Below are 26323 nucleotides of genomic sequence, written 5' to 3' on the forward strand. Positions count from 1 at the left end.
GTAAGCCTACGAGGGAACCGGCACTCTTGCCGTGTTGCTCGAATGTCGCAAATCGGCCATAATGTCGGTCCCGTTGCCGAGATGGCGGAATAGGTAGACGCACGGGACTCAAAATCCCGCGCCAGCGATGGCGTACCGGTTCGATTCCGGTTCTCGGCACCACCAGGAAGCACCCGGCATCGGGTACGACCGCCCTCCTAGTTTCAAGTGCGTCACCAGCTTCAAGTCGGTGAAGCCAACATTCAACGCTCCTCACGGAGCGTTTTTTGTTTGCCCGCACCATTCCTCGCCGTTGGCACGAACCGGCTCCTCTCTGCGATAATTATTCGCGTACAACATTCCATCGCCGTCATACTTTCATGACGGCCATCAAACCCGACGAGGTCCTGCCTGACATGCCTGTTTCCCTCGACAATCTTCTCGTGGTCGGCATCTCTTCCCGTGCCTTGTTCGACCTGGAAACGGAAGAAGCCATCTTCCGAACGCAAGGACTCGACGCTTACCGGCAGCACCAGATTGACAACGAGCATGAAATCCTGAAGCTCGGCGCAGGCTTCGCGCTAGTCAAGGCGCTGCTGCGCCTGAATGCGCTGACGGAAAACCGGCGCTTCGTGGAAGTCGTGATCATGTCGCGCAATTCATCTGAGACCTCGCTGCGTATCTTCAATTCGATCAAGCATTATGGCCTCGACATCACCCGCGCGGTGCTGTCGGGCGGCGCCTCGCTGACGCCCTATCTCCGGGCATTCAACGTCAGCCTCTTCCTGTCGCTACACGAGGAAGACGTGCAGGCCTCGATCGATGCCGGCGTCGCCGCGGCGATCCTGTACCAGAAGCCGGAAAACGCGTTGGCCGAACTGGACCAGATCCGCATTGCCTTCGACGGCGACGCGGTGATCTTTTCGGATGAATCGGAACAGATCTTCCAGGCGCAGGGCATCGAGGCTTTCGAACGGCACGAGCGCGAGAATGCGCTCAAGCCCTTGCCGGAAGGACCGTTCGCGCGGCTGCTGAAGGCGCTCTCCTACATTCAGACCCACTTCCGCGCGCCCGACGGCCGCGCCGCGCCCATCCGCACCGCGCTCGTGACCGCGCGTTCCTCGCCGGCGCACGAGCGCGTGATCCGCACGCTGCGTGCATGGGACGTTGCGATTGACGAGACCTTCTTCATGGGCGGCGTGGGCAAGTCGGAGGTGCTGGCCGCCTTCCGCCCGCATATCTTCTTCGACGACCAGCCCGGCCATTGCGACCGCGCCGCGCCGCTGGTGCAGACCGGCCGGGTGCCCGTGCGCAGCGCCCCGGGCGCGAAGACGCCGGACATCCTGCCCGCGAACGGTTAACGAAAGCGGTTAACGAAAAACGCCGCGCGCCCTGCCCGGGCGCGCGGCGCGGATCGGGCCTGCGGTCAGCGCTCCGCCACGGCGTCCATCACGCACAGCGCCGTCATGTTGACGATGCGGCGCACCGTGGCCGACGGCGTAAGGATGTGCACCGGGCGGCTGCAGCCCAGAAGCACCGGACCGACCGCGATGCCGCTACCGGCCGCCGTCTTCAGCAGGTTGTAGGAAATGTTGGCGGCGTCGATGTTCGGCAGCACCAGCAGGTTGGCATCCTTGGTCAGCGTGGAATCGGGCATGACCGACTTCAACAACTCCGGATTGAGCGCGGTGTCGCCGTGCATTTCGCCATCCACTTCCAGGTCGGGCGCGCGTTCGCGCAGGATCGCCAGCGTGGCCCGCATCTTCTTCGCCGACTCGCTGTTGCTGCTGCCGAAGTTCGAGTGCGACAGCAGCGCCACGCGCGGCTCCACGCCGAAGCGGCGCATTTCGTCGGCCGCCATGATGGTGATTTCCGCGAGCTGTTCGGCGGTGGGGTTCTCGTTGACGTGCGTATCCACCAGGGTCACCTGGCGATCGGGCAGGATCAGCGCATTCATCGCCGCATAGACGTTCACGCCCTCGCGCTTGCCGAGTACCTGGTCGATGTAGTCCAGGTGCAGCGCCGTGGTGCCGAAGGTGCCGCAGATCATGCCGTCGGCATCGCCCTTGTGGATCATCATCGCGCCGATCAGCGTATGGCGGCGGCGCATTTCCAGCTTGGCGTACTGCTCGGTGACGCCCTTGCGGCGCGTCATGGCGAGGAATTCCTGCCAGTATTCGCGGTAGCGCTCGTCGTATTCGGGGTTGATGGTTTCGAAATCGATCTCGGGCTTGAGGCGCAGGCCGAACTTCTCGATGCGCTGCGCCAGCACCGCGGGACGGCCGACGAGGATGGGCTTGGCCAGCTTTTCATCGATCACCACCTGCACCGCGCGCAGCACGCGCTCTTCCTCGCCTTCGGCGAACACGATGCGCTTCTTGGCCGCCGGCGCCTTCTTCGCGATCTGGAAGATCGGCTTCATGAAGGTGCCGCTGCGGTAGACGAACTGCTGGAGCTTCGCCACGTAGGCCTGCATGTCCTGGATCGGGCGCAGCGCCACGCCCGAGTCTTCCGCCGCCTTCGCGACCGCCGGCGCGATGATCATCATCAGGCGCGGATCGAAAGGCTTGGGAATGACGTACTCCGGGCCGAAGGCCAGATTGCTGATGCCGTAGGCGGTCGCCACGATATCCGACTGCTCGGCCTGCGCCAGTTCGGCGATCGCGTGCACCGCTGCGATTTCCATTTCGCGGGTGATCGTGGTCGCGCCGGAATCCAGCGCGCCGCGGAAGATATAGGGGAAGCAGAGGACGTTGTTGACCTGGTTCGGATAGTCGGAGCGTCCGGTGGCGATGACCGCGTCGTTGCGCACCAGCTTGACTTCCTCGGGCAGGATTTCCGGCGTCGGGTTGGCCAGCGCCAGGATCAGCGGGCGGTCGTTCATCTGCCTGACCATCTCGGGCTTGAGCACGCCGCCGGCCGAGAGGCCGAGGAAGATGTCGGCGCCGGGCATGATTTCCGACAGGGTGCGGGCCGAGGTGTCCTGGGCGAAGCGTTCCTTGTCCGGATCCATCAGCTCGGTGCGGCCCTTGTAGACCACGCCGGCCAGGTCGGTAACGTAGATGTTTTCGATCGGAAAGCCGAGGTCGACGATGAGGTCGAGGCAGGCCAGCGCCGCGGCGCCGGCGCCGGAAACCACCAGCTTGCATTCCTTGAGGTCCTTGCCTACCACCTTCAGGCCGTTCAGGATGGCCGCGCCGACGATGATGGCAGTGCCGTGCTGGTCGTCGTGGAAGACGGGAATCTTCATCCGCTCGCGCAGCTTGCGCTCGATGTAGAAGCATTCCGGCGCCTTGATGTCCTCGAGGTTGATGCCGCCGAAGGTGGGTTCGAGCGCGGCGATGACGTCGCACAGCTTGTCGGGGTCGGATTCGTTGATCTCGATGTCGAACACGTCGATGCCGGCGAACTTCTTGAACAGGACGCCCTTGCCTTCCATCACCGGCTTCGAGGCCAGCGGGCCGATGTTGCCCAGGCCGAGCACCGCAGTACCGTTCGTGATCACGGCCACCAGGTTGCCGCGGGCGGTGTACTTGAATGCGTTCGCGGGATCGGCAACGATTTCCTCGCAGGCGGCAGCCACGCCCGGGGAATAGGCGAGTGCGAGGTCGCGCTGGTTGGTGAGGGTCTTGGTGGGGGTGACACTGATCTTGCCGGGGGTAGGAAATTCATGGTACTCCAGCGCCGCCTGGCGAAGTTGCTGACGGAGTTCTTCTTTCGGATCGGGAGATTCCATGATGTGGTCGTCCTTTTTAGCTTGCGGAAAGCGTACGATTCTAACAGAGGGGAAAATTGCTATTTATACGTATTTGTCCTAGTTCCATGCCTTTTAAGTATAAGCATATGCATTTCAATTGACTTCCATTTCTGATATCGCCCCGGTTTCGGGACGGGAAACGCGAAGGCAGGAAAGCCTGGGGCCGCGCATGACGAGTTTTGCCGCCGGCTTGGGTACAATCGCGGCATGTTGTCAGAATTCGATCTCATCGCGCGCTACTTCACCCGTCCGGTCCGGTCCGGCAGGATTCCGCTCGGCGTGGGCGACGACTGCGCCCTCCTGGCGCCGTCGGCCGGCATGCAGCTTGCCATCTCCACGGACATGCTGGTCTCCGGCCGCCATTTCTTCGCGGACGCCGACCCGCTGCAACTGGGACACAAATGCCTGGCGGTCAACCTCTCCGACCTGGCGGCGATGGGCGCCGCGCCGCTGGCCTTCACCCTGGCCCTGGCGCTGCCCGACGCCGACGAGGCCTGGCTGGCGCCCTTTGCCAAGGGCTTGCTTGCACTCGCCGACCGGCATGGCTGCGAATTGATCGGCGGCGATACCACCAAGGGCCCGCTGACCATCTCCATCACGGTGTTAGGCGAAGTGCCTCCCGGCCAGGCATTGCGCCGCGACGGAGCGCAGCCCGGCGACGATGTCTGGATTTCCGGAACGCTGGGCGATGCGCGGCTCGCGCTTGCCGGCTATCTCCGGGAAATCGCCTTGCCTGCCGACGCCTTGGAGCAGGCGGGAACACGCATGCATGCCCCCACGCCACGCGCCGAACTGGGCGTGGCCCTTCGCGGCATCGCCCATGCGGCCATCGACATTTCGGATGGCCTGTGCGGCGATCTCGGCCATATCCTGGAGCGCTCGCGCGTCGGCGCCACCCTGCAGGTCGACGCCCTGCCACGCGGCCCGGTCCTGGAAAGCCAGGACCTGTCGCTCGCCCGGCGGTTCTGCCTGTCTGGCGGCGACGACTACGAACTATGCTTCACCGTCCCTGCCGCGCGCCGGGCGGAAGTGCTGGATGCGGCGCGGTCGGCGGGCACGCCGGTCCGTCTCGTCGGCCGCATCGACGCAGAACCCGGCCTGCGGCTTCTCGATGCGCATGGCGCCCCGCTCGGCTTGCCGCTTGCCTCCTTCGACCATTTCGCCCAACCATGATGACACTGGAATCCGGGCAGACTGCCCAGGTGGTCACGCCCACCGCCCGCTTCATGCTTTCCCATCCGGCCCACCTGATCGCGCAGGGATTCGGCAGCGGCCTGTCGCCGATCATGCCCGGCACCGCGGGAACCCTGCTGGCCTGGCTGGCCTTCGGCGTGCTCGGCTCGCGCTGGCCCGGGCTGTTTCATCCGGCGAGCTGGGGCCTCATCATCGTCGCCGGCTTCCTGCTCGGCATCTGGGCATGCCACCGGACGGGACGCGACCTCGGCATCGCCGACCATGGCAGCATGGTGTGGGATGAAATCATTGCGTTCTGGCTGGTGCTGGTGGTCCTGATGCCCGCGGAATTCAGCACGCAATGCTGGGCCTTCCTGTGGTTCAGGTTCTTCGACATGGTCAAGCCCATGCCGATCCGGTATTTCGACCGGCACTTCAAGGGTGGCTTTGGCGTCATGTGGGACGATATCGTCGCCGCTTTCTACACCCTGCTGGTGTTTGCGCTGTGGCGTTTCCTGTGAGTTGGGCTGGTCTGGCGGGCAAAAAAAACGCGGTCCGGTGGACCGCGTGCAAGCTCGATAACCTTAGGGCCAACCCTTGAATGAACCCCTTAGTTGGAACGGATTGTGCGCTTTTCGCCGGCGCTTGTAGGTGACATGGATCACATTCCGTGCTCGGCTTACATCGAAGTCGCGGATCGCGCGGCCTGATCGTATAGTCCTGACAAGATGCGCAGGAAACGGGCGAGCTCGCTCAGCTCAAAACTTTCGGTTCCGTCGCCGGTCAGGCCGGAAACCAGAACCTGCTCGCGGATCTCGTAATAACGCTTGCAGACCGCCTGCCCTTCTTCATTGGTGGAGTACAACACCTCCTTGCCGCGGCGCTCGGTCTTGACGAGGCCAAGCGATTGCAATTTCTTCAATGAGTAATTGACAATGTGGGTATCCTCGATGTTGAGGATGAAGGCAATGTCAGCAAGCTTCTTTTCGCGCGCGCGGTGGTTGATGTGATGAAGCACCAGCACGTCGGTGATCGTCATGTCCTTCATGCCGGCGGCTGACATGCAGCGAACCGCCCAGCGGTTGAAGGCATTGTTGGCAATGATCATGCCGAATTCGAATTCACTGAGTTCGGCACTGCGTCCGGCGGCCAGATGCGCGGACGAAACGATGGGCACCTTGTTCACGGTATTGGCAGGTAGTGGGCTAGGTTGGGCAAAATTCGCTTTGGCGCTGCTCTTTTCTTTGGTCATGCATCACTCCGGAGTGCTGCGATTTCATTTATTAGTAATGAAATCCGTCACCAGCATCTTACCCGGAGAATGGCTAATGCAAAATGGAATACCACTGAGTTCTGCAACATATTGCGGCGTCACGCCGCAGGCCCAGAACACCGGCAGTTCGTCTTCCAGCACGGGAACCGCCTCGCCGAAATCCGGACGCGCCAGGTCGGCGATGCCGATCGCTTCCGGATGACCGATGTGCACCGGCGCGCCATGCACCTCGGGGAAACGCCCGGAGATTTCCACCGCGCGGGCAATCTGCCCGCTCTTGACCGGCCGCATGCTGACGACCATGTTCCCGGTGAACCGGCCAGCCGATTCGCATGCGATGTTCGTCCTGTACATGGCCACGTTCCTGCCCATGCCGACATGGCGCAAGGGAATGCCGCCGGCGATCAGCGCATCCTCGAAGGAAAAGCTGCATCCGATCAGGAAGGTAACCAGGTCGTCGCGCCAGAATGAGGAGATGTCGCTGACCTCCTCCACCAGCCTGCCGTCCCTGAAGATGCGGTATCCCGGCAGGTCGGTGCGGACATCCCCGCCCGGCGCGCACCTCGGCTCGGCACGGCCGGGCTCCAGCACTTCGACCAGGGGGCATGGCTTGGGATTGCGCTGGCAGAACAGGAGGAAATCGAAGGCGAATTCCTTCGGCAGGATCATCATGTTGGCCTGCATATGGCCTCGCGCGGTGCCCGCGGTCGGCCCATCGTATTGTCCGCTGCGGCAAAGCGCGCGGACTTCCGCCGGATTGAGGGAATGAAAAGGTTTGTTCACGTCAGAGTCCAAGATAGGCTTTCTTGATGTCTTCGTTGTTGAGGAGTTCCTGGCCGGTGCCTTCCATGACGATGCGGCCGGTCTGGATGACGTAGCCATAGTCCGCGATCGCGAGCGCCTTGTGCAGGCTTTGCTCCACCAGCAGCACCGAGACGCCCTGCTGGTTGACCAGCTGGATGGTATCGAGCACCTTCGCCACGAACTTGGGCGCGATGCCCCAGGACGGTTCGTCGAGCAGCAGCAGCTTGGGCCGCGACATCATGCCGCGACCGATCGCCAGCATCTGCTGCTCGCCGCCGCTCATGGTTCCCGCGAGCTGGTGGCGTCGTTCCTTCAGGATAGGGAACAATGAGTAGATCTGGTCGATGGATTCCTGGATCTCCCGCGGATCGTCGCGCGTATAGGCGCCGAGTTCCAGGTTGCGTTCCACCGTCAGGCGGGCGAACAGCCTGCGTCCTTCCGGCACCAGGCACAAGCCCATGGGAACCCGCTTGTGGGCAGGCACGTTCTTGATCTCCGTGTCATTGAAACGGATTTCCCCTTCATCGGCGGCATTGAGGCCTGCGATGGCGCGCAGGGTCGTGGACTTGCCGTTGCCATTGCCGCCCACGAGGGCGACGAGCTTGCCCTTGCCCACCTGCAGGTTGACCCGGGACACTGCCAGCACGCCGTCGTAGCTGACTTTCAGGTTGCGAACTTCAAGCATCATTCCTCTCCCAGGTACGCGGCGATGACTTGCGGGTTGTTGGATACGTCGGCAGGCTTGCCGTCGGCGATTTTCTTGCCGTAATCGAGGACCACGATGGCATCCGCAATCGGCATGATGCCTTCGAGCACGTGCTCCACGATGAGGCAGGAAATTCCCTTTTCGCGGATCCGGAGCACGACGTCCACCATGTCCTTGACTTCGGTAGGATTGAGGCCGGCCATGACTTCGTCCATCAGCAGCAGTTCGGGCTGCACCGCCAAGGCACGCGCCACCGCGAGGCGGCGCTGTTCGCTGATGGTCATGCTGCCAGCGGGCTTGTCGCGGAACCGGCCGAGATTCACGAAGTTCAGGAGGTTGGTGGAGATACTGCGGGCGCGACCGACGTGGCGGTCCTTCAGGAAGGCACCCACCATGACGTTTTCCAGGGCCGTCATGCTGGTGAAGGTGCGCGCCACCTGGAAGGTACGCCCCACGCCCGCGCGCGCGCACTGCTCGGGGGTCATGCCGGAGATCTTCTTGCCGTTGAGCCAGATCTCTCCGGCGGTGGGCGGGAAATAGCCGGCGATGCAATTGAACATCGTGGTCTTGCCGGCGCCGTTCGGACCGATCAGGCCGACGATCTTGCCCGCGCCCACTTCGAAGGAAACATCCTGGTTCGCGGTGATGCCGCCGAATTTCTTGGTGACGTTCTTGACGTGCAGCAGGGTCATGTCACTCTCCCTTTTCCAGCGAAGCCTGTCTCGCGTTGCGGCGCGCCAGGAAGTTCTTGATCCAGCCCATGACGCCGGTCGGGTAGTACACCGCGATGACGATGATGAGGGCTGCGTAGATGATGAGGTCGGTACCGAGGCCAGAGCCGCCGAACAGGATGCGCGTGCCTTCGTCGATGGTGGTCAGCACGCCGGCGCCGATCACCGGACCGGCCAGTGTGCCGATTCCGCCGAGAATGGAGACGAGCGCCATCTTGATCGACAGGCCGGTGCCGAGCACGGACGTCGGGTCGATGTACAGTTCCTTCTGCGCGTACAGGCTTCCGCCCAGGGCGGTGAAGAAGCTGCTCACCGCGAACGCGACCTGCTTGTAGGTGCCGAGATTGACGCCCAGGCTGCGCGCGGCATCGGGCTCATCCTTGATGGCGCGGAAGTAGTAGCCGAGGTAGCTGCGCTCGATCAGCAGGTTGGCCAGCAAGGTCAGCAGCAGAAGTCCTAGGGCAATGTAGTAGTAGGGCACCTTGGAGGAAAAGATCAGGGCGCCCCAGCCCTGCTGGTCCATGGGCAGGGTGATGCCGACAGCCGCCCCCGCGAATTCCCAGTTGGTGAAAATGATCTGCACGATTTCGGCGACGGCGATGGTGGCCATCGTGAAATAGTGGCCCTTCAGGCGGAAGCAGGGCCAGCCGATCAGCACGCTGATCACGGCGGCGAGGACGCCTCCCGCCAGCATGCCCAGCCAGGGGTTGATTCCCCACTGGGTCATCAGCAGGGTCGAGGTATAGGCGCCGATGCCGTAGAAGGCGACGTGGCCGAGGGATACCTGGCCGGCATAGCCGCCGACGATGTTCCATGCCACGCCCATCTGCGCGGCCATCAGGATGAGGATGGCGACGTTCTGGTGGGCAGGACTGTCGACGACCAGCGGCACGAAGAACGCGGCGATGATGGCGACCACGGAAACGATCAGGCCGAGGCGGGATTTTCCGTGCGGCGCCGGCGCGGGTCCGGTCGATGCGGAAAGCGAGGTTTTGTTGTTCATGACGATGTCTTCCATGCTTTCCTCCTCAAGCCTTGCCCAGCAGGCCCTGCGGCCGGAACATCAGCACCGCGAGGAACAAGGCCAGGACGATGGCCAGCTTGTATTGCGGTCCCAAAAGGAAGCCGCCCATGACCTCGATCACGCCCACGAGCACGCCGGCGATCAGCGCGCCGATGATGCTGCCGAAGCCGCCGAGGTTGACGACCACGAAGGCGATGAGGATGAAGTTCGCGCCGACCTCGGGAAAGATCGGGAAGAAGGTGGACAGCAGCGCGCCCGCGACGCCGGCACAGGCGGCGCCGATGCCCCAGGCCAGCGCAAACATCTTTTGCGAGTCGATGCCCATGAGGCGGGCCGCGTCCTTGTCGGCGGCCGTCGCTTCCAGCGCCGCGCCAGCCTTGGTGCGCGTCAGGAAGAGATACACGCCCGCCGTCACGAGGATGGCGCCCACGCCTGCCACGACCTGCGGCAGGCCGATCTGGAAGCCGGCGACGGACACGCCGCCGCTGACGACCGATTTGTCCACGCTGCGAAAATCGGGTTTCCAGAGAAATTGCGCGATGCCCCTGAAGAGCAGCATCAGACCGAAGGTGGTGAACAGTTGCGACACCATGGGCGCGTTGATGATCTTGCTGATCACCAGCTTGTAGACCATGACGCCGAGCCCGAACAGGAACAGCGCGGTGAGGGGCAAGGTGAACAGCGGATCCAGGGCGTACAGCGCATAGAGCCAGAAGCTCGAGTACATGCCGAACATCAGGAATTCCCCGTGGGAGAAGTTCACGATATCCATCACGCCAAAGATCATGGTCAGGCCGACCGCCACCAGGGCATAGATGAGCCCGATGAGCAACCCTGAAGCCAGGGTCTGCAGCACTATTTCAAAAGACATTTTTTTCTCCAGTTTCCAACTCTCGCTTCCCGCCTTCCGCATGCATTATCCGCCTGTATCGGAACTCGGGAGACGCGGCGGACGCTTTTCCGTTCCGCCGCCTCGCGGATGCCGCGGCATCCAGCCCAGCCTTATTTTCTTTGGTCCCACTTGGGCATCGGCCACACCACGTCCTTGGTGGCGATGTCGAAGGGCCAGACGGTGTTGTACTTGCCGTCGATGATCTGCACCAGGATGCCGGAACCCAGGGTGTTCTGGCCGGCGGCATCGAACTTGATGCCCTTCCACGGCATGATCAGCTTGCTGCCCGGGATGTCGGTTTCGATGAGCGCCTTGCGGATGGCTTCAGGCTCGACCGAGCCGGCACGGTTGATGGCATCGGCGATGGTCATCAGGCCGGTGAAGGTCCGCGCGGAGTTGCCGGTGAAGTCGATCTTGTAGCGGCTGTTGAACAGGTCGTTCACCTGCTTGATGAGCGGATTGTTCTTGGCAAGGTCGGGAGACCAGACTTCGCGGGTGATGACGTAGTCGGCGTCCTTGCCCAGCGTGCGGCGGAATTCGGTATCGGTGAATCCCGCGTTGTTCGCCAGGATCATGTCGGGCGAGAAGCCGAGTTCCTTGTAGGTCTTCATCGACAGGATGGCATCGCCCAGATACGACGATTGCATGACTACCTGCGGATTGGCGGCCTTCAGCGTCTGCACCTCGGACGTCAGCTGCGTGCTCTTCGCGGGATAGGTGATGGTCTTGACCACGTTGTATCCCATTTCCTGGGAAAGCTTGGTCTCCAGCTTGGTCGTTTCATTGCCCCAGAGGGTGTTTTCATTGAACGTGCCGAGCTGCTTGACCTTCACGCCCTTCTTGGCCTCAATATCCTTGAAGAACTGGAAGAAGTTGTGCACGAAGAGGTCATCGTGCGGCGTGGTGCGGAAGAAGTACTTGAAATTGCGCTGGGTCAGCGTGGAAGAAGACGACTCGGGATTCAGGAAGGGGATCTTGTAGCGCTCGGATACCTGGCTGGCCGTCGCGGTGACATTGCTGAAATAGGCGCCGACCAGGGCCACGACCTTTTCCTGGGTGATCAGGCGTTCGGCTTCGCTCGCGCCGACCTGGGGATTGCCCTGGTGGTCGGCGAAGACCAGCTTGATCTTCGCGCCCTTCAGGTTGGGCAGGCCGCCGCCGGCCGCGAACGGCAGCGTGGGGGCTTCCTTGGTGCCGTTGTTGATGATGTCCGCGGCAAGTTCCAGGGCATGCTTCATTTCGGCGCCGGTGGAGGCGGCGGCGCCCGTCAGCGGATAGATGACGCCGATCTTGATTTCTTGCTGCGCTTGCGCGGCGACGCTGAAAGACAGCACCGCCCCTGCCAGGGCGATTCGCTTGATTGCTTTGCTAAACATGGTGACACGCTCCTCTTGATTAGAACCACCAACGACCCTTCCCTTGCTGCGGACAGGGAGTGCTTTTTTTACTGCCAGAAATTCGTACCGGCCGATGCGGGCGGCGAGTGCTTCGATGCCGGCGCGGCATCCAGTTTCGCATCCCGGCGCCGGCGCGCCTTGATCCTGCCGGTCCATGGATTGCTTCGCCGCCATGAATGGCCTGCAGGCTTCCAAGTCCGGCGGCGGAACGGCATGCCCGCGATGCGGCGGCTGCCTCGCGCATCTCGTGCGCACATGATTTTCCCTCACGTTCCGCCACAAAAATGTCTCCATTGTTTGGTTGCTGAATCTTAAATGCAACGAAAATAAAATGTCAACAAATCGTTTTACATTTTATCGACGTTAAACTTACAATACGCAAAACGTCACAGAGATTCAAGCCGAGTCCGGGGCTGTCAGCCGCAAACAAAAGGGAGCCATGTTGATGGCAACCAAGTTTCCGGAGGGACATGACGGGCACGGCGTATTGGTGTCTGACGCAAGAAAGCTGTGACACGAATCCGGACACTTCCTGCCGGTCGCGCCTTGCATGACGGCGCGTGGGAGGCGGGGCAATCTGATCGGGCCGCGCAAGCGGTCTCATCTCTTTAAGAAAGGTGAAGGCACCATGGAGCAGCAAATTCACGGGGAAAAAGACAAGCGCTGGCAGTTCTGGATCGACCGGGGCGGCACGTTTACCGACATTGTCGCCCGCCGTCCCGACGGCAGGCTGCTGACGCACAAGCTGTTGTCCGAGAACCCAGAGCAGTACAAGGATGCGGCGGTCGCGGGCATCAAGCGGCTGCTCGGCATCGAGGCCGGCGACAAGATCTCCCCGGAACAGGTGGAAGCCGTCAAGATGGGCACCACCGTTGCCACCAATGCCCTGCTCGAGCGAAAGGGCGACCCGACGGTGCTCTTCATCACGCGCGGCTTCCGCGACGCGCTGCGCATCGCCTACCAGAACCGCCCCCGGCTCTTCGACAGGCACATCGTCCTGCCGGAACTGCTCTATGAATCCGTGGTGGAAGTCGACGAGCGCATCGGCGCCCAGGGCGAAATCATCAAGCCGCTCGACGAAGCGCAGGTTCGCCGGGACCTGGAGGAAATGCATGCCGCCGGCTTCCGCGCGATCGCCATCGTGCTCATGCACGGCTACCGTCATACCCGGCACGAAGAGACGATCGCCCGGCTGGCGCGTGAAACCGGCTTCACCCAGGTGTCGGTGTCCAGCAAGGTCAGCCCGATGATGAAGCTGGTGTCGCGCGGCGATACCACCGTGGTCGATGCCTACCTCTCGCCCATCCTGCGCCGCTACGTGGACCAGGTCGCGAGCGAGATGGATGGCGTGCGGCTGCTGTTCATGCAAAGCAATGGCGGACTCACCGATGCCCACCGCTTCCAGGGCAAGGATTCCATTCTCTCCGGCCCCGCCGGCGGCATCGTCGGCATGGTGCGCACCGCGCGCACCGCCGGCTTCGACAAGATCATCGGCTTCGACATGGGTGGCACCTCCACCGACGTCTCGCACTATGCCGGCGAATTCGAACGCGAATTCGAGACCCAGGTGGCGGGCGTGCGAATGCGCGCTCCCATGATGAGCATCCATACCGTCGCCGCAGGCGGCGGCTCCATCCTGCATTTCGACGGCTCCCGCTACCGCGTCGGACCCGACAGCGCCGGCGCGAATCCCGGTCCGGCGAGCTACCGCCGCGGCGGCAAGCTGGCCGTCACCGACTGCAACGTCATGCTCGGCAAGATCCAGCCTTCCTACTTCCCCGCGGTCTTCGGCCCCCGCGCCGATGAGCCGCTCGATCGCGACATCGTGGTACAGAAGTTCACCGAACTGGCTGACGAAATCTACCGCGCGACCGGAAACCGCCGCACGCCCGAGGAAGTCGCGGAGGGATTCATCGAAATCGCGGTCGGCAACATGGCCAACGCCATCAAGTTCATCTCGGTGCAGCGCGGACACGACGTCACCGACTACACCCTTACCACCTTCGGCGGCGCCGGCGGCCAGCATGCCTGCCTCGTGGCGGACGCCCTCGGCATGACGCGCGTTTTTGCCCATCCCTTCGCCGGCGTGCTCTCGGCCTACGGCATGGGGCTCGCGGACCAGACGGCCATGCGCGAACAGGCGCTCGAACTGCCATTGGGCGAATCGGTCATGTCCATCCTGACTGACAAGCTGCGCGCACTGGGCGAGGAAGCGCGCCAGGACCTGCTGTCCCAGGACGTCGAGCAATCGCGCATCCGCGTGCTCGAACGCGCGCACCTGCGCTACGACGGCACCGATTCCGCCATCGTGGTCGGCTTCGGCACGCTTGCCGCCATGGTCGAGCAATTCGAACAGGCCTACAAGAAGCGTTATTCCTTCCTGATGCCGGACAAGCAGCTCGTCATCGAAGCGATTTCCGTCGAGGCCGTCGGCGTGTCCCAGGAAGACGGCAGCAATGCGGACGACGTGCCGCCGCGCGAAGGCCCCCTGCGCGCGACGGAAACCGTGCGGCTCTTCTCGGGCGGCGCATGGCACGATACCGCGCTCTACCGCCGCGAGGACACCCGGCCGGGCGACGTCATCCATGGCCCGGCGATCATCGCGGAAAAGAATGCGACCAACATCGTCGAACCCGGCTGGATGGCCGAGGTCACGAAGCTCGACCACCTTGTCATGACCCGCGTGGCCGCGCGTCCGGAACGCAAGGCCATCGGCACCACCGCCGACCCGGTCATGCTCGAAGTGTTCAACAACCTCTTCATGAGCATCGCCGAGCAGATGGGCCTGCGCCTGCAGAACACCGCGTTCTCGGTCAACATCAAGGAGCGCCTCGACTTTTCCTGCGCGCTTTTCGACGCGGAAGGCAATCTCATCGCCAATGCACCGCACATCCCGGTGCACCTCGGCTCCATGGGCGACAGCATCAAGACCATCATCCGCGAGAACGCCGCGACGATGCGGCCGGGCGACGTGTTCATGCTGAACGACCCCTACCACGGCGGCACCCACCTGCCTGACGTCACGGTCATCACCCCGGCCTTCGACGCCAGTGGCAGCAAGGTGCTGTTCTACGTCGGTTCGCGCGGCCACCACGCCGACATCGGCGGCATCACGCCGGGCTCCATGCCGGCCGACAGCAAGGTCGTGGAAGAAGAAGGCGTCCTGATCAACAACTTCCAGCTGGTCAAGGCCGGGCGCTTCCTGGAAGAGGAAACCATCGCCCTGCTCTCCTCCGGCAAGCATCCCTGCCGCAACGTCAAGCAGAACATCGCCGACCTGCAGGCGCAGATTGCCGCCAACCAGAAAGGCGTGGAAGAACTGCTGAAGATGGTCGATCACTTCAGCCTGGAAGTCGTGCAGGCTTACATGAAGCACGTGCAGGACAACGCCGAGGAAGCGGTGCGGCGCGTCATCAGCGCGCTGAAGGACAGCAGCTACACTTACCGCCTGGATAACGGCGCGGTGATCAAGGTGGCGATCCGCGTCAACCAGCAGGACCGCAGCGCCGACATCGACTTCACCGGCACCTCGCCCCAGCTGAACAACAACTTCAACGCCCCGCGCTCCATCTGCATGGCGGCGGTGCTGTACGTGTTCCGCACGCTGGTGGACGACGAGATTCCGCTGAACGCCGGTTGCCTGAAGCCGCTCAACGTCATCGTGCCGGAAGGCTCGATGCTCAATCCGCGCTATCCGGCGGCGGTCGTGTCGGGCAACGTCGAAACCTCGAGCTGCATCACCAACGCGCTCTACGGCGCGCTCGGCGTGCTCGCTTCGGCACCCGGCACCATGAACAACTTCACCTTCGGCAACGACGCCTACCAATACTACGAGACCATTTCCGGCGGCTCGGGCGCCGGCAAGGGTTTCAACGGCACCGACGTGGTCCAGACGCACATGACGAATTCGCGCCTGACCGATCCGGAGATCATGGAGTGGCGCTATCCGGTACGCGTGGAGAGCTATGAAATCTGCGCCAACTCGGGCGGGCGGGGACAATGGCATGGGGGTAACGGAGGCATCCGCCGCATCCGCTTCCTCGAACCCATGACCGCGTCCATCCTGTCGAACAACCGGCTGGTCCCGCCCTTCGGCGTGGCGGGCGGCGAACCCGGCAGATGCGGCCGCAACTACGTCATCCGCGCAGACGGCCGGCGCGAGGAACTCGGCTTCGTCGCCAGCACCGAGATGCAGTCCGGCGACGTGTTCGTGATCGAGACGCCTGGCGGCGGCGGATACGGCTCCGCGACGAAGCCGGCGATGCTCGGCGCGGCCGAGGCGGTTCCCGCCGAGTCCTGAGGCATCCATCCCCGGTCCGTGGCCATGCCGGCTGCGGACCGGGCGACGGTTTGTTCATTCCCGCTGCCGATCCCATCCCGCCACCCCGGCGAGGGCAGCGTTCTTCCAGATCAATCACAAGCGAATTGCGTACCGCCACCTTTCTTCCCGGTGGTAAAGTAAGCATGCCGCCGGCCTTCCTTGCTGCCGCGGCGCTGCCGCCGGCGGACATTTCCAGACAGCATGATGCGAACCGCCGGCGAGCCGACATTCAACAATGCGATGGGAGTACAGGAAGATGGATGAGATCATTGATCTGGCAGCGCGCGTCGGGCGCGTGCTGCAGCAGAAGGGCTTGCTGCTGACGACGGCGGAATCCTGCACCGGGGGCGGCGTCTCCCAGGCCATCACGGAAATCGCCGGATCGTCCGAGTGGTTCGATTGCGGCTTCGTGACTTACTCGAATGCATCGAAGACGGAACTGCTCGATGTGCCCGCCGCCATGATCGCCCAGTTCGGCACGGTGAGCGAGGAAGTGGCAGGGGCGATGGCGGAAGGCGCGCTCGCCAATAGCAATGCGCATGTCACCCTGTCGACCACCGGCATCGCCGGACCGGGCGGCGCGGTACCCGGCAAGCCGGTTGGCACCGTATGCTTTGGCTGGTCCCGCGAACACCATACCCATACCGAGCGCCTCGTCTTCAGCGGCGACCGGCGCGCGGTGCGCGAGCAGACGGTTGTGCATGCGATGAAAGGTTTGTTGCGCATGCTGGAGCAAATGTGATTCTCGACGCCTTTCGCCGCGAGCAGGTGGACGTCAATGGCGTGACGATCCATGTCCGCCACGGCGGCAGCGGACCGGCCCTGCTGCTGCTGCACGGCTTTCCGCAGACGCATGTCATCTGGCACAAGCTGGCGGACAGGCTGGCGCAACGTTTCACCCTGGTGATGCCGGACCTGCGCGGCTACGGCGATTCCTCCAAGCCTCCCGGCGACGCCCGGCACATGCAGTACGCCAAGCGCACGATGGCCAGGGACATGGCGGAACTGATGACCGCCCTCGGGCATGAGCGCTTCCAGGTATGCGGCCACGACCGCGGTGCACGGGTCGCACACCGCCTCGCGCTCGACCACACCGACCGGGTGGACAGGCTGATGGTGGTCGACATCTCGCCGACGCGCACCATGTATGAAGCGACGGACATGCGTTTCGCGACGCTCTACTACCACTGGTTCCTGCTGATCCAGCCCGCGCCCGTGCCGGAAACCCTGATCGGCAACAGCGCCGCCTTTTACCTGAACACCATCCTCGGCGGCTGGGGTTCGCAGGGCCTGGACTACATCGATCCCGAGGCGCGCGCCGAATACGAGCGCTGCTTCTGCACGCCGGAGGCGATCCACGGCGCATGCGAGGACTACCGGGCAGCCGCGACCATCGACCTCGAGCACGACCGCGACGATGACAACATGAAGATACGTTGCCCGACCCGCGTGGTCTGGGGCGAACGCGGCATCGTCGGCAGGTATTTCAAGCCGCTGCAGGACTGGCAGGAGAAGTGCGAACAGCCGGTGACCGGCAAGGCCTTGCCCGCCGGCCATTTCATCCCCGAGGAAGCCCCGGAACCGCTGCTGGCGGAGATGCTGGATTTCTTCCAGGCCTGATCTTCCAGCCTGGATTCAGGCCAGGTGCTGGTTGATCGCGTCGCGCGTTTCCTGCGCGACCCGCCTCGCGGCCTGCGCGAACTCTTCGCCGGCCTGCGGCGCCGCGTACAGGATGGCGCGCGACGAGTTGATCATCATGCCGGCGCCGCCGGCCGTCTTGCCGGCGACCACCGTCGCCGCGACATCGCCGCCCTGCGCGCCGATGCCGGGCACCAGCAACGGCATGTCGCCGACGATGCGCCGCACTTCCGCCAGTTCCTGCGGAAAGGTCGCCCCTACCACCAGGCCGCACTGGCCGCTGGTATTCCATTTTTCCGCCACCAGGCGCGCCACGTGCTGGTACAGCGGCTTGCCATCCACCTGCAGGAATTGCAGGTCGGACCCGCCCGGGTTGGACGTGCGGCAAAGAATGATCACGCCGCGGTCTTTCCATTCCAGGTAGGGCGCCACCGAATCGAACCCCATGTAGGGATTGACCGTCACCGCGTCCGCGCCATAACGCTCGAAGGCTTCGCGCGCGTACTGTTCGGCGGTGGCGCCGATGTCGCCGCGCTTGGCGTCGAGCACGATGGGGATGTGCGGATAGGTATTGCGCAGGTATTCGCAGATGGCTTCCAGCTGCTCCTCGGCGCGCAGCGCGGCGAAGTAGGCGATCTGCGGCTTGAAGGCGCAGGCCAGGTCCGCGGTGGCGTCGATGATGGCCTTGCTGAAGCAGAAGATGGCGTCGGACTTGCCCTTGAAATCGCCGGGGAACTTGCTGATGTCGGGGTCGAGCCCGACGCAGAGCAAGGATTGATGCGCCGTCCAGGCGGCGGAAAGCTTGTCGGAGAAAGTGGTTGGCGTCACGGTCGTGCCTGTTCGTGGAAGTCGGTCTGTCGATGCCGAGGTGGCTGGCCCGGCGGGCTCGCGCGGGGCGAAATGCGCATTGTAGCCTGTCATGATAAGGTTCCGGGATGACAACGCTCTCCCGCAAGGACTGGATTCTCCTCCTCCTGCTCACGCTATGCTGGGGCATCAACTGGCCCATCATGAAACTCGGCGTGCGCGCCTTTCCTCCCATCAGCTTCCGCGTGCTCTGCATGGCGGGCGGCCTGCCGGTCATCTGGCTCGCGGCCAGGCTGCAGGGCGCCTCGCTTGCCATTCCCGCCGGACAGCTCGGCGCTGTGACCAGGCTGGCCGTGCCCAACATGCTGGTCTGGCATACATTCATGATCGTGGCGGTGCGGATGCTGTCTTCCGGCCGCGCCGCCATCCTCGGCTACACCATGCCCGTCTGGGCCGTGCTGTGCGGCGTGCTGTTCTTCCGCGACCGGCCCACGCGCGGCGCGTGGTTCGGCATCGCCTGCGCCCTGGCCGGAGCGCTCCTGCTGCTGTCCAGCGAGTTCGCGACGCTGGCCGGCAATCCGGCCGGCAGCCTGCTGGCCCTGGTCGCGGCGGCGGGCTGGGGCTACGGCACCGTGCAACTCAAGCGTACCAGCCTGGACATGCCGACGATTTCCCTCACGTTCTGGATGCTGGCGATCGCCACCGTCATCATGGCGGTCATCGCGGTAGTGGCGGAGAGCAGCCGCTGGCATGTTCCGGACGGCATCACGGTGGCCAGCATCACCTACAACGCGGCCGTCATCTTCGGCTTCGCGCACGTCGTGTGGTTCGGCCTCGCCCGCAGCCTGCCGCCCGTGGCGTCGAGCCTGTCGGTGATGATGATTCCCGTCCTCGGCGTGTTTTCAGGCGCCTGGCTGCTGCATGAAACCCCGCATTGGCAGGATTACGCCGCCATGGCATTGATCCTTGTCGCCATGAGTAGCGTATTGTTGAAGAGGCCGGCCGGCAATCGGGGATAATGTTTCCAACCTCGTCGAACAAGGACCGTCATGATGCATGCTTGGATGAAGCGAATCGCCCTGCTCTGGCTGCTCGGCCTGCTCAGCGCCTGCGGCTACAACGAATTCCAGTCCAGGGACGAAGCGGTCAAGGCCGCCTGGGGCGAAGTGGTCAACCAGTACCAGCGCCGCGCCGACCTGATTCCCAATCTCGTGAATACGGTGAAGGGCTATGCCTCGCATGAACGCGAGACGCTCGAGGCCGTGACCCGCGCCCGCGCCGCGGCGACCAGCATCCAGGTCACGCCGGAAACCCTGAACAATCCCGAGGCCTTCAAGCGCTTCCAGCAGGCGCAGGGCGAACTGTCTTCCGCCTTGTCGCGCCTGCTCGCGGTGTCGGAGAACTATCCCAACCTCAAGGCCGATGCCAGCTTCCGCGACCTGCAGTCCCAGCTCGAGGGCACGGAAAACCGCATCACCGTCGCCCGCCAGCGCTACATCCAGTCAGTCCGCGAGTACAACATCCTCGCGCGCAGCTTCCCAACCAACCTGACCGCCATGGCGATGCACTACGAGGTCAAGCCCTCGTTCACCGTCGACAATGAAAAGGCGATTTCCAACGCGCCGGCGGTCAACTTCGGCAAGTAGCATGGACAGGCTGCGCGTCCTGCTGGTCGTCCTCTTCCTGGCCTGGTGGCCGTGCGCCGGGTCCGCGCAGGACTTCGTCCCGGTGCCGGCACTCAAGGCCCGCGTGACCGACCAGATCGGCATGCTGACCTCCGAGCAGCGCAATGCGCTTGAAAACGTGCTCAAGGAATACGAGGACCGCACCGGCAGCCAGATCGCGGTCCTGCTGATCGGCAAGACCGAGCCGGAAGCCATCGAGCAGTACGGCATCCGTGTCTTCGATGAATGGAAGCTCGGCCGCAAGGGTGTCGACGACGGCGTGCTGCTCATCGTCGCCCGGGACAACCCGCCCGCGCTGCGCCGCCTCCGCATCGAGGCGGGACGCGGTGTGCAGGGCAGCCTCACCGACGCGCAATCCAAGCGCATCCTGCAGGACGTGATCGCGCCGCATTTCCGGCAGAACGATTTCTACGGCGGCCTCGTGGCGGGCACCTCGGCCATCATGAACCTGCTGGACAAGGAGGCCTTCCCCGCCGCCTCGCCCAAGCAGGCCAGCCAGGACGAGGAAGGCGGCTTTCCCTTCATGCTCGTCATCATCTTCATGCTGCTGTTCATCATGCTGATGCGTGCCCGGTCGGGGCAGCGGCTGCGGCATGGCAGGAGCGGCTGGGGCAGTTCTCCCGGCATCATCCTCGGCGGCGGCATGGGAAGCGGCTGGGGCAGCTCCGGCGGCTGGGGAGGTGGTGGCGGCGGCTTTGGCGGCGGCGGGGGATTCAGCGGCGGCGGCGGCTCGGCGGACGGCGGCGGCGCTTCGGGTAACTGGTAGAAAAAATCACCAAATGCAAATGAGCGGAATCAACGGACACCGACAATGAGCACGATCGCCAGACTGCTGAGACACCTGCGCACCACGTCGGCCACCGGGCGCAGGCTGTTTCCGCCCGCGTCGCTGCAGGCGATCGAGCAGTGCATCGGCGCCGGGGAAAGGCGTCACCGCGCCGAGGTGAGGCTGGTGGTGGAAACCGCACTCAGCCCGCAGGCCGTGCTGCAGGGGCAAACCCCGCGCGAGCGCGCGCGCATGCTGTTTTCCCAGCTCGGCGTCTGGGATACCGAGGAAAACTGCGGCGTGCTGGTGTACATCAACCTCGCCGACCGCCAGGTCGAGATCGTGGCCGACCGCGGTCTGGGCAAGGCGGTGAGCGCCAATGCATGGCAGGAATTGTGCAAGGCCATGACCCTGGATTTCGCCCAGGGCGAGTTCGAGCGCGGCACCATCGCCGCCCTCGAGCAGCTCAACGCCATGCTTGCCGAACGCTACCCCGACGACGGCGCGACCAGCAACGAACTGCCCGACCGGCCGTTGATGATGTAGGAGCCGCCTGGAGCCTCAGCCGTTCAGGTAAACCCACTGCAGGAGCAGGTCCTGCATCTCCACCGCCCTGCCCGCCTCCGGATGATTCACCAGGCAGGTAACCACGTAACGCTTGCCCGACGCCGCAAGCACATATCCCGCGACTGCCCGTACGTCGTTGAGCATGCCGGTCTTGACATGCGCCCTGCCCGCCACCGACTGGTCCTTCAGCCTCGACCGCATCGTTCCGTCATAGCCCACCAAAGGCATCGACGACATGAATTCCGGCATGGTGGGCGCCTGGAAACTGGCCGCCAGGATGCGGCCCAGGGTCGCGGGCGCGATGCGCTCCACGCGCGACAGGCCCGAGCCATTCTCGATCACGAGCTCCGGCGCCTGGATGCCCTTTGCCGTCAGCCAGGCACGGACCGCCGCCGCGCCGCGCGCGGTGTTGGCCGGCATGGCATAGGCCTTGTAGGCGAGGGTCAGGAGCAGCTGGCGGGCCATCACGTTGTTGCTGTACTTGTTGATGTCGCGGATGATTTCCGAGAGGGGCGCGGATTCCCATTCGGTGACGAGGCGCGCCTGCGGCGAGGGCGCGCCGGGCCGCACTTCCCCGCGCAGCTGGCCACCCATGTCGGCCCACATGCGCCGGAACACCAGTTCGAAATAGCGCGCGTGAGACATCTGCCAGGGATGGATGTACCAGGCCTTTTCGCCGCACGACAAGGGATAGCCGCCGCCGAAGCGTGCGCCGTCGCCGTCGAGCATCGGTTGCAGGCGCGCCTTCCAGTCGCCGCACTCGCCCTTGACGAGGCGGGGCGGCTGCAGGCCGTAATGCTGCAGCGGCGGGTCAATCGACACGTCAACGCGATGACGCGCCTCGTCGGGGACGAGGCGCAAGGCCAGCGCCTTATAGTTGAGCAGCAAGGCATCGGGGCCGACGTTGTAGGGCTTGAGCGGATCGCCGTCAAAGGCGGATGCGTCTTCCGGAACTTCCTCGAAGGCGCTGCGGTCGAGCAGCAGGTTACCCTGGATGTCGCGGATGCCGCGCGCGCGCAGCTTGCGCAGGAACAGCCACAGGCTTTCCAGGACCAGCTTGGGATCGCCGCTGCCCCGGATGACCAGGTCGCCCCGCAGCACGTCGCCTTGCTGCGCGCCATCGGCGAAGGCCTGGGTTTTCCAGGTGAAGGTCGGCCCGAGCAATTCCAGCGCGGCATTGCTCGTCACCAGCTTCATGGTCGATGCGGGGTTGAAGGGAGCATCCTCGTGGAAGGCGGCAACGACCTTGCCGGTCGCCAGTTCCTGGACATAGAGGCCCACGCTTTCGGGCGGCAAGCCGGAACGCTGGATCGCATCGGCGATGGGGACTGGAAGGAGTGGCAGGACTGGAAGCACCGAAGGCGTCGGCGATTCCGGCAATTCGGATGCATTTTGCGCAAACAGCGCGCAACTCAACGCAAACAGGATCAAGGTTGCTTGGAGTCTGCGTAAAATTCGCATAGGATGAAAGTAATATGTCACACGCAATTGAATTTAGTGCTTCTTATCAGAGCTTGCATTGAAACGGCGCATGGCCGTCGAACGGGTCTTCCGCTGTCTTGATTTCACCAGGTTTCCTTGCTCGCGAATTATCCCACGCCGCGTCCCTCTATCATGCCCAAATCCACGCCTTCCTCGACCGATTCCCTGGCCCTGGAAAACCAGTTCTGCTTCGCCTTGTATTCCGCCTCGCTCGCCATGACCAAGGCCTACAAGCCCTTCCTCGACAAGCTTGGCCTTACCTACCCGCAATACCTTGTCATGCTGGTGCTATGGCAACAGGATGACATCTTGGTGAAGACCATCGGCGAGCAGCTGTTCCTCGATTCCGGCACGCTGACCCCGCTGCTCAAGCGCCTCGAGGCATCCGCGCTGATCCAGCGGGTCCGCGACGAAGCCGACGAGCGCCAGGTGCGCATCACCCTGACTCGGGAAGGCCGCGCGCTCAAGAAGAAGGCGCAGGGCATTCCCGAGCAGATCGTGTGCGCAAGCGGCCAGTCCGCCAGCGAGTTGTCGTCGCTGCGCAACCGGCTTGCCAGCCTGCGCAAGGACCTGGCGAACATGCAGTGCTGATCCCCGCGCGCCGGGCAAGGCGCGCAATGCTTCGCGGATCGGGAAGGCCGCAAATTAGATTGCACGCAATCTAATTGAGTGCTATATTAAAGCCGTCACATCACTCATCGACCCAAACAGGAGAACCGCATGCAGATTCTGTACCGCACCCAGGCAACCGCCACCGGAGGCCGCGACGGCCGCGCCACCAGCGTCGACAACAAGCTCCAGGCAGGCCTGAGCACGCCGAAGGAACTGGGCGGCGCCGGCGGTGACGGCACCAATCCCGAGCAGCTCTTCGCCGCCGGCTATGCGGCCTGCTTCCTGTCCGCCATGAAGTTCGTAGGCATGGCGACCAAGACCGCCCTGCCCGCCGACGCCGCGGTGACCGCCGACGTCGGCATCGGCCCGAACGACAAGGGCGGATTCGGCCTGGACGTGGCGCTCAACGTGTCCCTGCCCGGCATGGACAAGGCAGCCGCGCAAGCCCTGGTGAACAAGGCGCACGAAGTCTGCCCGTATTCCAATGCCACCCGCAACAACCTCGACGTAAAGCTGAGCATCGCCTAAGCATCACCTGAGCACGCGCTGCTGCCGCATCGCGGCAAGCATGAAAGCCCCTCCCTCCGCGGAGGGGTTTTGCATTGGCGTCCCGATCCCGCCCGGCGCGCCGATTTTCACTACAATGGAAGCTCCTCCGCAAAAAGGAACGTCCATGTCTGCTTCATCTTCCGCTACCCACGCCGTTACCCAGCCCTTCCATCTCGCCTTTCCCGTCCATGACCTGGATGCCGCCCGCACCTTCTGGGGCGACGTCATGGGGTGCAGCGAGGGCCGCAGTTCCGACGAGTGGATCGATTTCAACTTCTACGGCCACCAGATCGTTGCCCATCTCGCGCCGGCACCATCGCGCCTTGCAGCGGAAAACGAAGTGGACGGCAAGCACGTCCCGGTCCCGCACTTCGGCGTGGTGCTTTCCATGGACGCATTCCACACCCTCGCCGAGCGCCTGAAGCAGCGCGGCGTGCAATTCGTGATCGAACCCTACATCCGTTTCCAGGGCCAGGTCGGCGAACAGGCCACCATGTTTTTCTATGATCCGAGCCACAACGCCATCGAGATCAAGGCCTTCGCCGACTTCGGCCAATTGTTCGCCAAGTAAGGCGGACGGCGCATGCGCATCCTGTTCTACAAGGCCGGCGCGACCGATGCCGCGCAATGGCTGGATGGCCTGGCGTCGCGCCTGCCCGGATCGCAGGTTCGCGCGTGGACGCCGGGCGACGATGCGCCGGCGGATTACGCCCTGCTGTGGAAGCCGCCCGCGGCGCTGCTGCGCCCGGAGCGCGGCCTGAAGGCGATCTTCAGCCTGGGCGCCGGCGTGGATGCGTTGCTGGACCTGCTGCGGACCCATCCCGGACTGGTTCCAGATACCCTGCCGCTGGTCAAGCTGGATGACGCCGGCATGGGACGGCAGATGGCGCACTATGCCTGCGCCGCGGTGCTGAGGCAGTTCCGCCGTTTCGATGACTACGCACGCGCCCAGGCCAGCCGGCAATGGCAAGCATTGCCCGCCGACGATCCCGCGAACCATGCCGTCGCGGTTCTCGGCCTCGGGGCGCTCGGCTCGCAGGTCGCCACCGCGCTCGCCGGCCTCGGCTTCCCGGTGCGCGGATGGCGCCGCCGCCTTCCCGACAAGCCCGATCCCCGGGACGACCGCATCGCCAGCTTCGCGGGCAGCGACGGATTCGACGCCTGCCTCTCCGGCGCGAACGCGCTGGTGAACCTGTTGCCGCTGACCGCCGGCACCGAAAACATCCTGAACAGGGCGGCCTTCGGCAAGCTGGCCCGGGGCGCCCACGTGATCAACCTCGCCCGCGGCGCCCACCTGGTGGACGACGACCTGATCGCCGCGCTCGCGAGCGGGCAGGTCGGCCATGCCACCCTGGACGTGTTTCGCCAGGAGCCCCTGCCGCCCGGCCATCCTTTCTGGGGACATCCCGGGATCACCATCACGCCGCATGTGTCGGCGCTCACCTTGCGCGACCCCAGCCTGGACCAGATCGCCGGCCGCATCCTGGCCTTCGAGGCCGGCGGTCCGCTGCAAGGCATGGTGGACCGGTCGCGCGGCTACTGAATCCCGCCGCCCGGAAGCCATCCTGCGCTTGATGCGGCGCAAGGCCGGATTCCGGGTCTCCGGCAAGATGCACGCACTCTCGCGTTTCCCGCCTCCGAAATTTCTTCCCGTCCCCTGTCTTGAAAAAAGCAAACCACATCCCTATACTTAGCACTCGTCAGGGGAGAGTGCTAACAACTTTTCCCGGCATCACGATTTTCCAGTGCGGTTCCGCTGCACGGTGAAATGCCAAGTTTGCAGCAAGCCTGCCGCAAAAAACTATAACTTATTGATTTTTAAGGAGTTTGTATGAACCTTCGTCCATTGCACGATCGCGTCATCGTCAAGCGCCTCGACCAGGAAACCAAGACTGCGTCCGGCATCGTTCTTCCGGATGCTGCTGCTGAAAAGCCGGATCAGGGCAAGATCCTCGCCGTCGGCAACGGCAAGATCCTCGAAGATGGCAAGGTCCGCGCGCTGGAAGTGAAAGTCGGCGACACCGTGCTGTTTGGCAAATACTCCGGCCAGACCGTGAAGGTCAACGGTGAAGAGCTGCTGGTGATGCGCGAAGAAGACATCATGGCAGTCGTTCAGCAGTAATACGAATTTCCCAGAACAAGATACTTAGGAGTTACGAA

General features: G+C 63.8%; 25 protein-coding genes and 1 tRNA gene. 16 read left to right on the forward strand and 10 right to left on the reverse strand.

The genetic code is table 11. The features are described 5' to 3' along the window. Window positions 1-75 precede the first annotated feature (75 nt). Both G3574_RS05735 and G3574_RS05740 read left to right on the forward strand, forming a co-directional pair. Window positions 76-162, forward strand: a tRNA-Leu gene (locus tag G3574_RS05735). Window positions 163-395: 233 nt separating this feature from the next. Beyond that, a complete protein-coding gene (locus G3574_RS05740) occupies window positions 396-1340 on the forward strand; it encodes a 5'-nucleotidase (RefSeq protein ID WP_163961154.1) in 945 nt (314 codons plus the stop codon). A gap of 65 nt (window positions 1341-1405) precedes the next feature. Here G3574_RS05740 and G3574_RS05745 read toward each other — a convergent pair whose 3' ends face one another. Next, window positions 1406-3715 (reverse strand): NADP-dependent malic enzyme, encoded by a 2310-nt coding sequence (locus G3574_RS05745; protein ID WP_163961071.1) that lies wholly within the window; start codon window positions 3713-3715, stop codon window positions 1406-1408. Between the two features lie 228 nt (window positions 3716-3943). On the opposite strand from G3574_RS05745, the gene thiL reads away from it, so the two are divergent. Together thiL and G3574_RS05755 are read left to right on the forward strand one after the other, a co-directional pair. Next, a complete protein-coding gene (gene thiL, locus G3574_RS05750; protein WP_163961072.1) occupies window positions 3944-4909 on the forward strand; it encodes a thiamine-phosphate kinase in 966 nt (321 codons plus the stop codon). Further along, window positions 4906-5430, forward strand: coding sequence for a phosphatidylglycerophosphatase A family protein (locus G3574_RS05755; protein WP_235953079.1), 525 nt, complete (start codon window positions 4906-4908; stop codon window positions 5428-5430). Before thiL ends, G3574_RS05755 begins: the two co-directional genes overlap by 4 nt. Window positions 5431-5588: 158 nt before the next feature. On the opposite strand, the gene G3574_RS05760 is transcribed toward G3574_RS05755, so the two are convergent. From G3574_RS05760 to G3574_RS05790, 7 genes are all read right to left on the reverse strand, one after another. Further along, the gene (locus G3574_RS05760) at window positions 5589-6161 is read right to left on the reverse strand and encodes a winged helix DNA-binding protein (RefSeq protein ID WP_163961073.1); all 573 of its coding nucleotides are present in this window, start codon (window positions 6159-6161) and stop codon (window positions 5589-5591) included. Window positions 6162-6185: 24 nt separating this feature from the next. After that, window positions 6186-6965 (reverse strand): putative hydro-lyase, encoded by a 780-nt coding sequence (locus G3574_RS05765; protein WP_328804740.1) that lies wholly within the window; start codon window positions 6963-6965, stop codon window positions 6186-6188. Between the two features lies 1 nt (window position 6966). After that, window positions 6967-7671: an ABC transporter ATP-binding protein gene (locus tag G3574_RS05770; protein ID WP_163961156.1), complete on the reverse strand. Its 705-nt coding sequence runs from the start codon at window positions 7669-7671 to the stop codon at window positions 6967-6969. After that, on the reverse strand, window positions 7671-8384 hold the full coding sequence (locus tag G3574_RS05775) for an ABC transporter ATP-binding protein (protein ID WP_163961075.1): 714 nt from the start codon (window positions 8382-8384) through the stop codon (window positions 7671-7673). The genes G3574_RS05770 and G3574_RS05775 overlap by 1 nt, the downstream gene beginning before the upstream one ends. Before the next feature lies 1 nt (window position 8385). Beyond that, window positions 8386-9441 (reverse strand): branched-chain amino acid ABC transporter permease, encoded by a 1056-nt coding sequence (locus G3574_RS05780; RefSeq protein ID WP_235953081.1) that lies wholly within the window; start codon window positions 9439-9441, stop codon window positions 8386-8388. A gap of 10 nt (window positions 9442-9451) precedes the next feature. Beyond that, complete coding sequence (locus G3574_RS05785) at window positions 9452-10318, reverse strand: branched-chain amino acid ABC transporter permease (RefSeq protein WP_163961076.1); 867 nt, start codon at window positions 10316-10318, stop codon at window positions 9452-9454. 131 nt (window positions 10319-10449) lie between these two features. Beyond that, window positions 10450-11715: an ABC transporter substrate-binding protein gene (locus tag G3574_RS05790; RefSeq protein ID WP_163961077.1), complete on the reverse strand. Its 1266-nt coding sequence runs from the start codon at window positions 11713-11715 to the stop codon at window positions 10450-10452. A 649-nt stretch (window positions 11716-12364) separates the two neighbouring features. Here G3574_RS05790 and G3574_RS05795 point away from each other — a divergent pair. From G3574_RS05795 to G3574_RS05805, 3 genes are all read left to right on the forward strand, one after another. Beyond that, window positions 12365-16036 (forward strand): hydantoinase B/oxoprolinase family protein, encoded by a 3672-nt coding sequence (locus G3574_RS05795; protein WP_163961078.1) that lies wholly within the window; start codon window positions 12365-12367, stop codon window positions 16034-16036. 277 nt (window positions 16037-16313) lie between these two features. Continuing rightward, a complete protein-coding gene (locus G3574_RS05800; protein ID WP_163961079.1) occupies window positions 16314-16799 on the forward strand; it encodes a CinA family protein in 486 nt (161 codons plus the stop codon). After that, window positions 16799-17677 carry an alpha/beta fold hydrolase gene (locus G3574_RS05805; protein WP_163961158.1) on the forward strand — a complete coding sequence of 293 codons (879 nt, stop codon included), beginning with the start codon at window positions 16799-16801 and terminating at the stop codon, window positions 17675-17677. Before G3574_RS05800 ends, G3574_RS05805 begins: the two co-directional genes overlap by 1 nt. A 15-nt stretch (window positions 17678-17692) precedes the next feature. Here the strand turns inward: G3574_RS05805 and pyrF are convergent, their stop codons facing one another. Beyond that, entirely contained in the window at window positions 17693-18523 is an 831-nt protein-coding gene (pyrF, locus tag G3574_RS05810; protein ID WP_328804742.1) for an orotidine-5'-phosphate decarboxylase, read from the reverse strand. Window positions 18524-18630: 107 nt separating this feature from the next. On the opposite strand from pyrF, the gene G3574_RS05815 reads away from it, so the two are divergent. Genes G3574_RS05815 through G3574_RS05830 form a run of 4 tightly spaced genes read left to right on the forward strand, consistent with a single transcriptional unit; the run spans window position 18631 to window position 21499 of the window. Further along, window positions 18631-19521, forward strand: a complete 891-nt coding sequence (locus tag G3574_RS05815) for a DMT family transporter (RefSeq protein WP_163961081.1) — start codon at window positions 18631-18633, stop codon at window positions 19519-19521. A gap of 45 nt (window positions 19522-19566) precedes the next feature. Further along, on the forward strand, window positions 19567-20148 hold the full coding sequence (locus G3574_RS05820) for a LemA family protein (protein WP_235953082.1): 582 nt from the start codon (window positions 19567-19569) through the stop codon (window positions 20146-20148). A 1-nt stretch (window position 20149) separates the two neighbouring features. Further along, the gene (locus G3574_RS05825) at window positions 20150-20953 is read left to right on the forward strand and encodes a TPM domain-containing protein (protein WP_163961082.1); all 804 of its coding nucleotides are present in this window, start codon (window positions 20150-20152) and stop codon (window positions 20951-20953) included. 45 nt (window positions 20954-20998) lie between these two features. Then, the gene (locus tag G3574_RS05830; RefSeq protein ID WP_163961083.1) at window positions 20999-21499 is read left to right on the forward strand and encodes a TPM domain-containing protein; all 501 of its coding nucleotides are present in this window, start codon (window positions 20999-21001) and stop codon (window positions 21497-21499) included. Window positions 21500-21514: 15 nt separating this feature from the next. On the opposite strand, the gene dacB is transcribed toward G3574_RS05830, so the two are convergent. Next, window positions 21515-22876, reverse strand: a complete 1362-nt coding sequence (gene dacB, locus G3574_RS05835) for a D-alanyl-D-alanine carboxypeptidase/D-alanyl-D-alanine endopeptidase (RefSeq protein ID WP_328804744.1) — start codon at window positions 22874-22876, stop codon at window positions 21515-21517. Between the two features lie 258 nt (window positions 22877-23134). Between dacB and G3574_RS05840 the strand changes: the two genes are divergently transcribed. The 5 genes from G3574_RS05840 to groES all read left to right on the forward strand — a co-directional run bounded on the left by G3574_RS05840 (window position 23135) and on the right by groES (window position 26285). Beyond that, on the forward strand, window positions 23135-23593 hold the full coding sequence (locus tag G3574_RS05840) for a MarR family winged helix-turn-helix transcriptional regulator (RefSeq protein WP_163961085.1): 459 nt from the start codon (window positions 23135-23137) through the stop codon (window positions 23591-23593). A gap of 129 nt (window positions 23594-23722) precedes the next feature. Further along, on the forward strand, window positions 23723-24142 hold the full coding sequence (locus tag G3574_RS05845) for an organic hydroperoxide resistance protein (RefSeq protein WP_163961086.1): 420 nt from the start codon (window positions 23723-23725) through the stop codon (window positions 24140-24142). A gap of 145 nt (window positions 24143-24287) precedes the next feature. Further along, on the forward strand, window positions 24288-24734 hold the full coding sequence (locus G3574_RS05850; protein ID WP_163961087.1) for a VOC family protein: 447 nt from the start codon (window positions 24288-24290) through the stop codon (window positions 24732-24734). A 12-nt stretch (window positions 24735-24746) separates the two neighbouring features. Next, window positions 24747-25706 (forward strand): 2-hydroxyacid dehydrogenase, encoded by a 960-nt coding sequence (locus G3574_RS05855; RefSeq protein WP_163961088.1) that lies wholly within the window; start codon window positions 24747-24749, stop codon window positions 25704-25706. Window positions 25707-25994: 288 nt separating this feature from the next. Beyond that, entirely contained in the window at window positions 25995-26285 is a 291-nt protein-coding gene (gene groES / locus G3574_RS05860) for a co-chaperone GroES (protein WP_163961089.1), read from the forward strand. The last annotated feature ends 38 nt before the right edge of the window (window positions 26286-26323 follow it).

The organism is Noviherbaspirillum galbum (assembly GCF_010974945.1).
GTDB classification, from domain to species: Bacteria; Pseudomonadota; Gammaproteobacteria; order Burkholderiales; family Burkholderiaceae_D; genus Noviherbaspirillum; species Noviherbaspirillum galbum.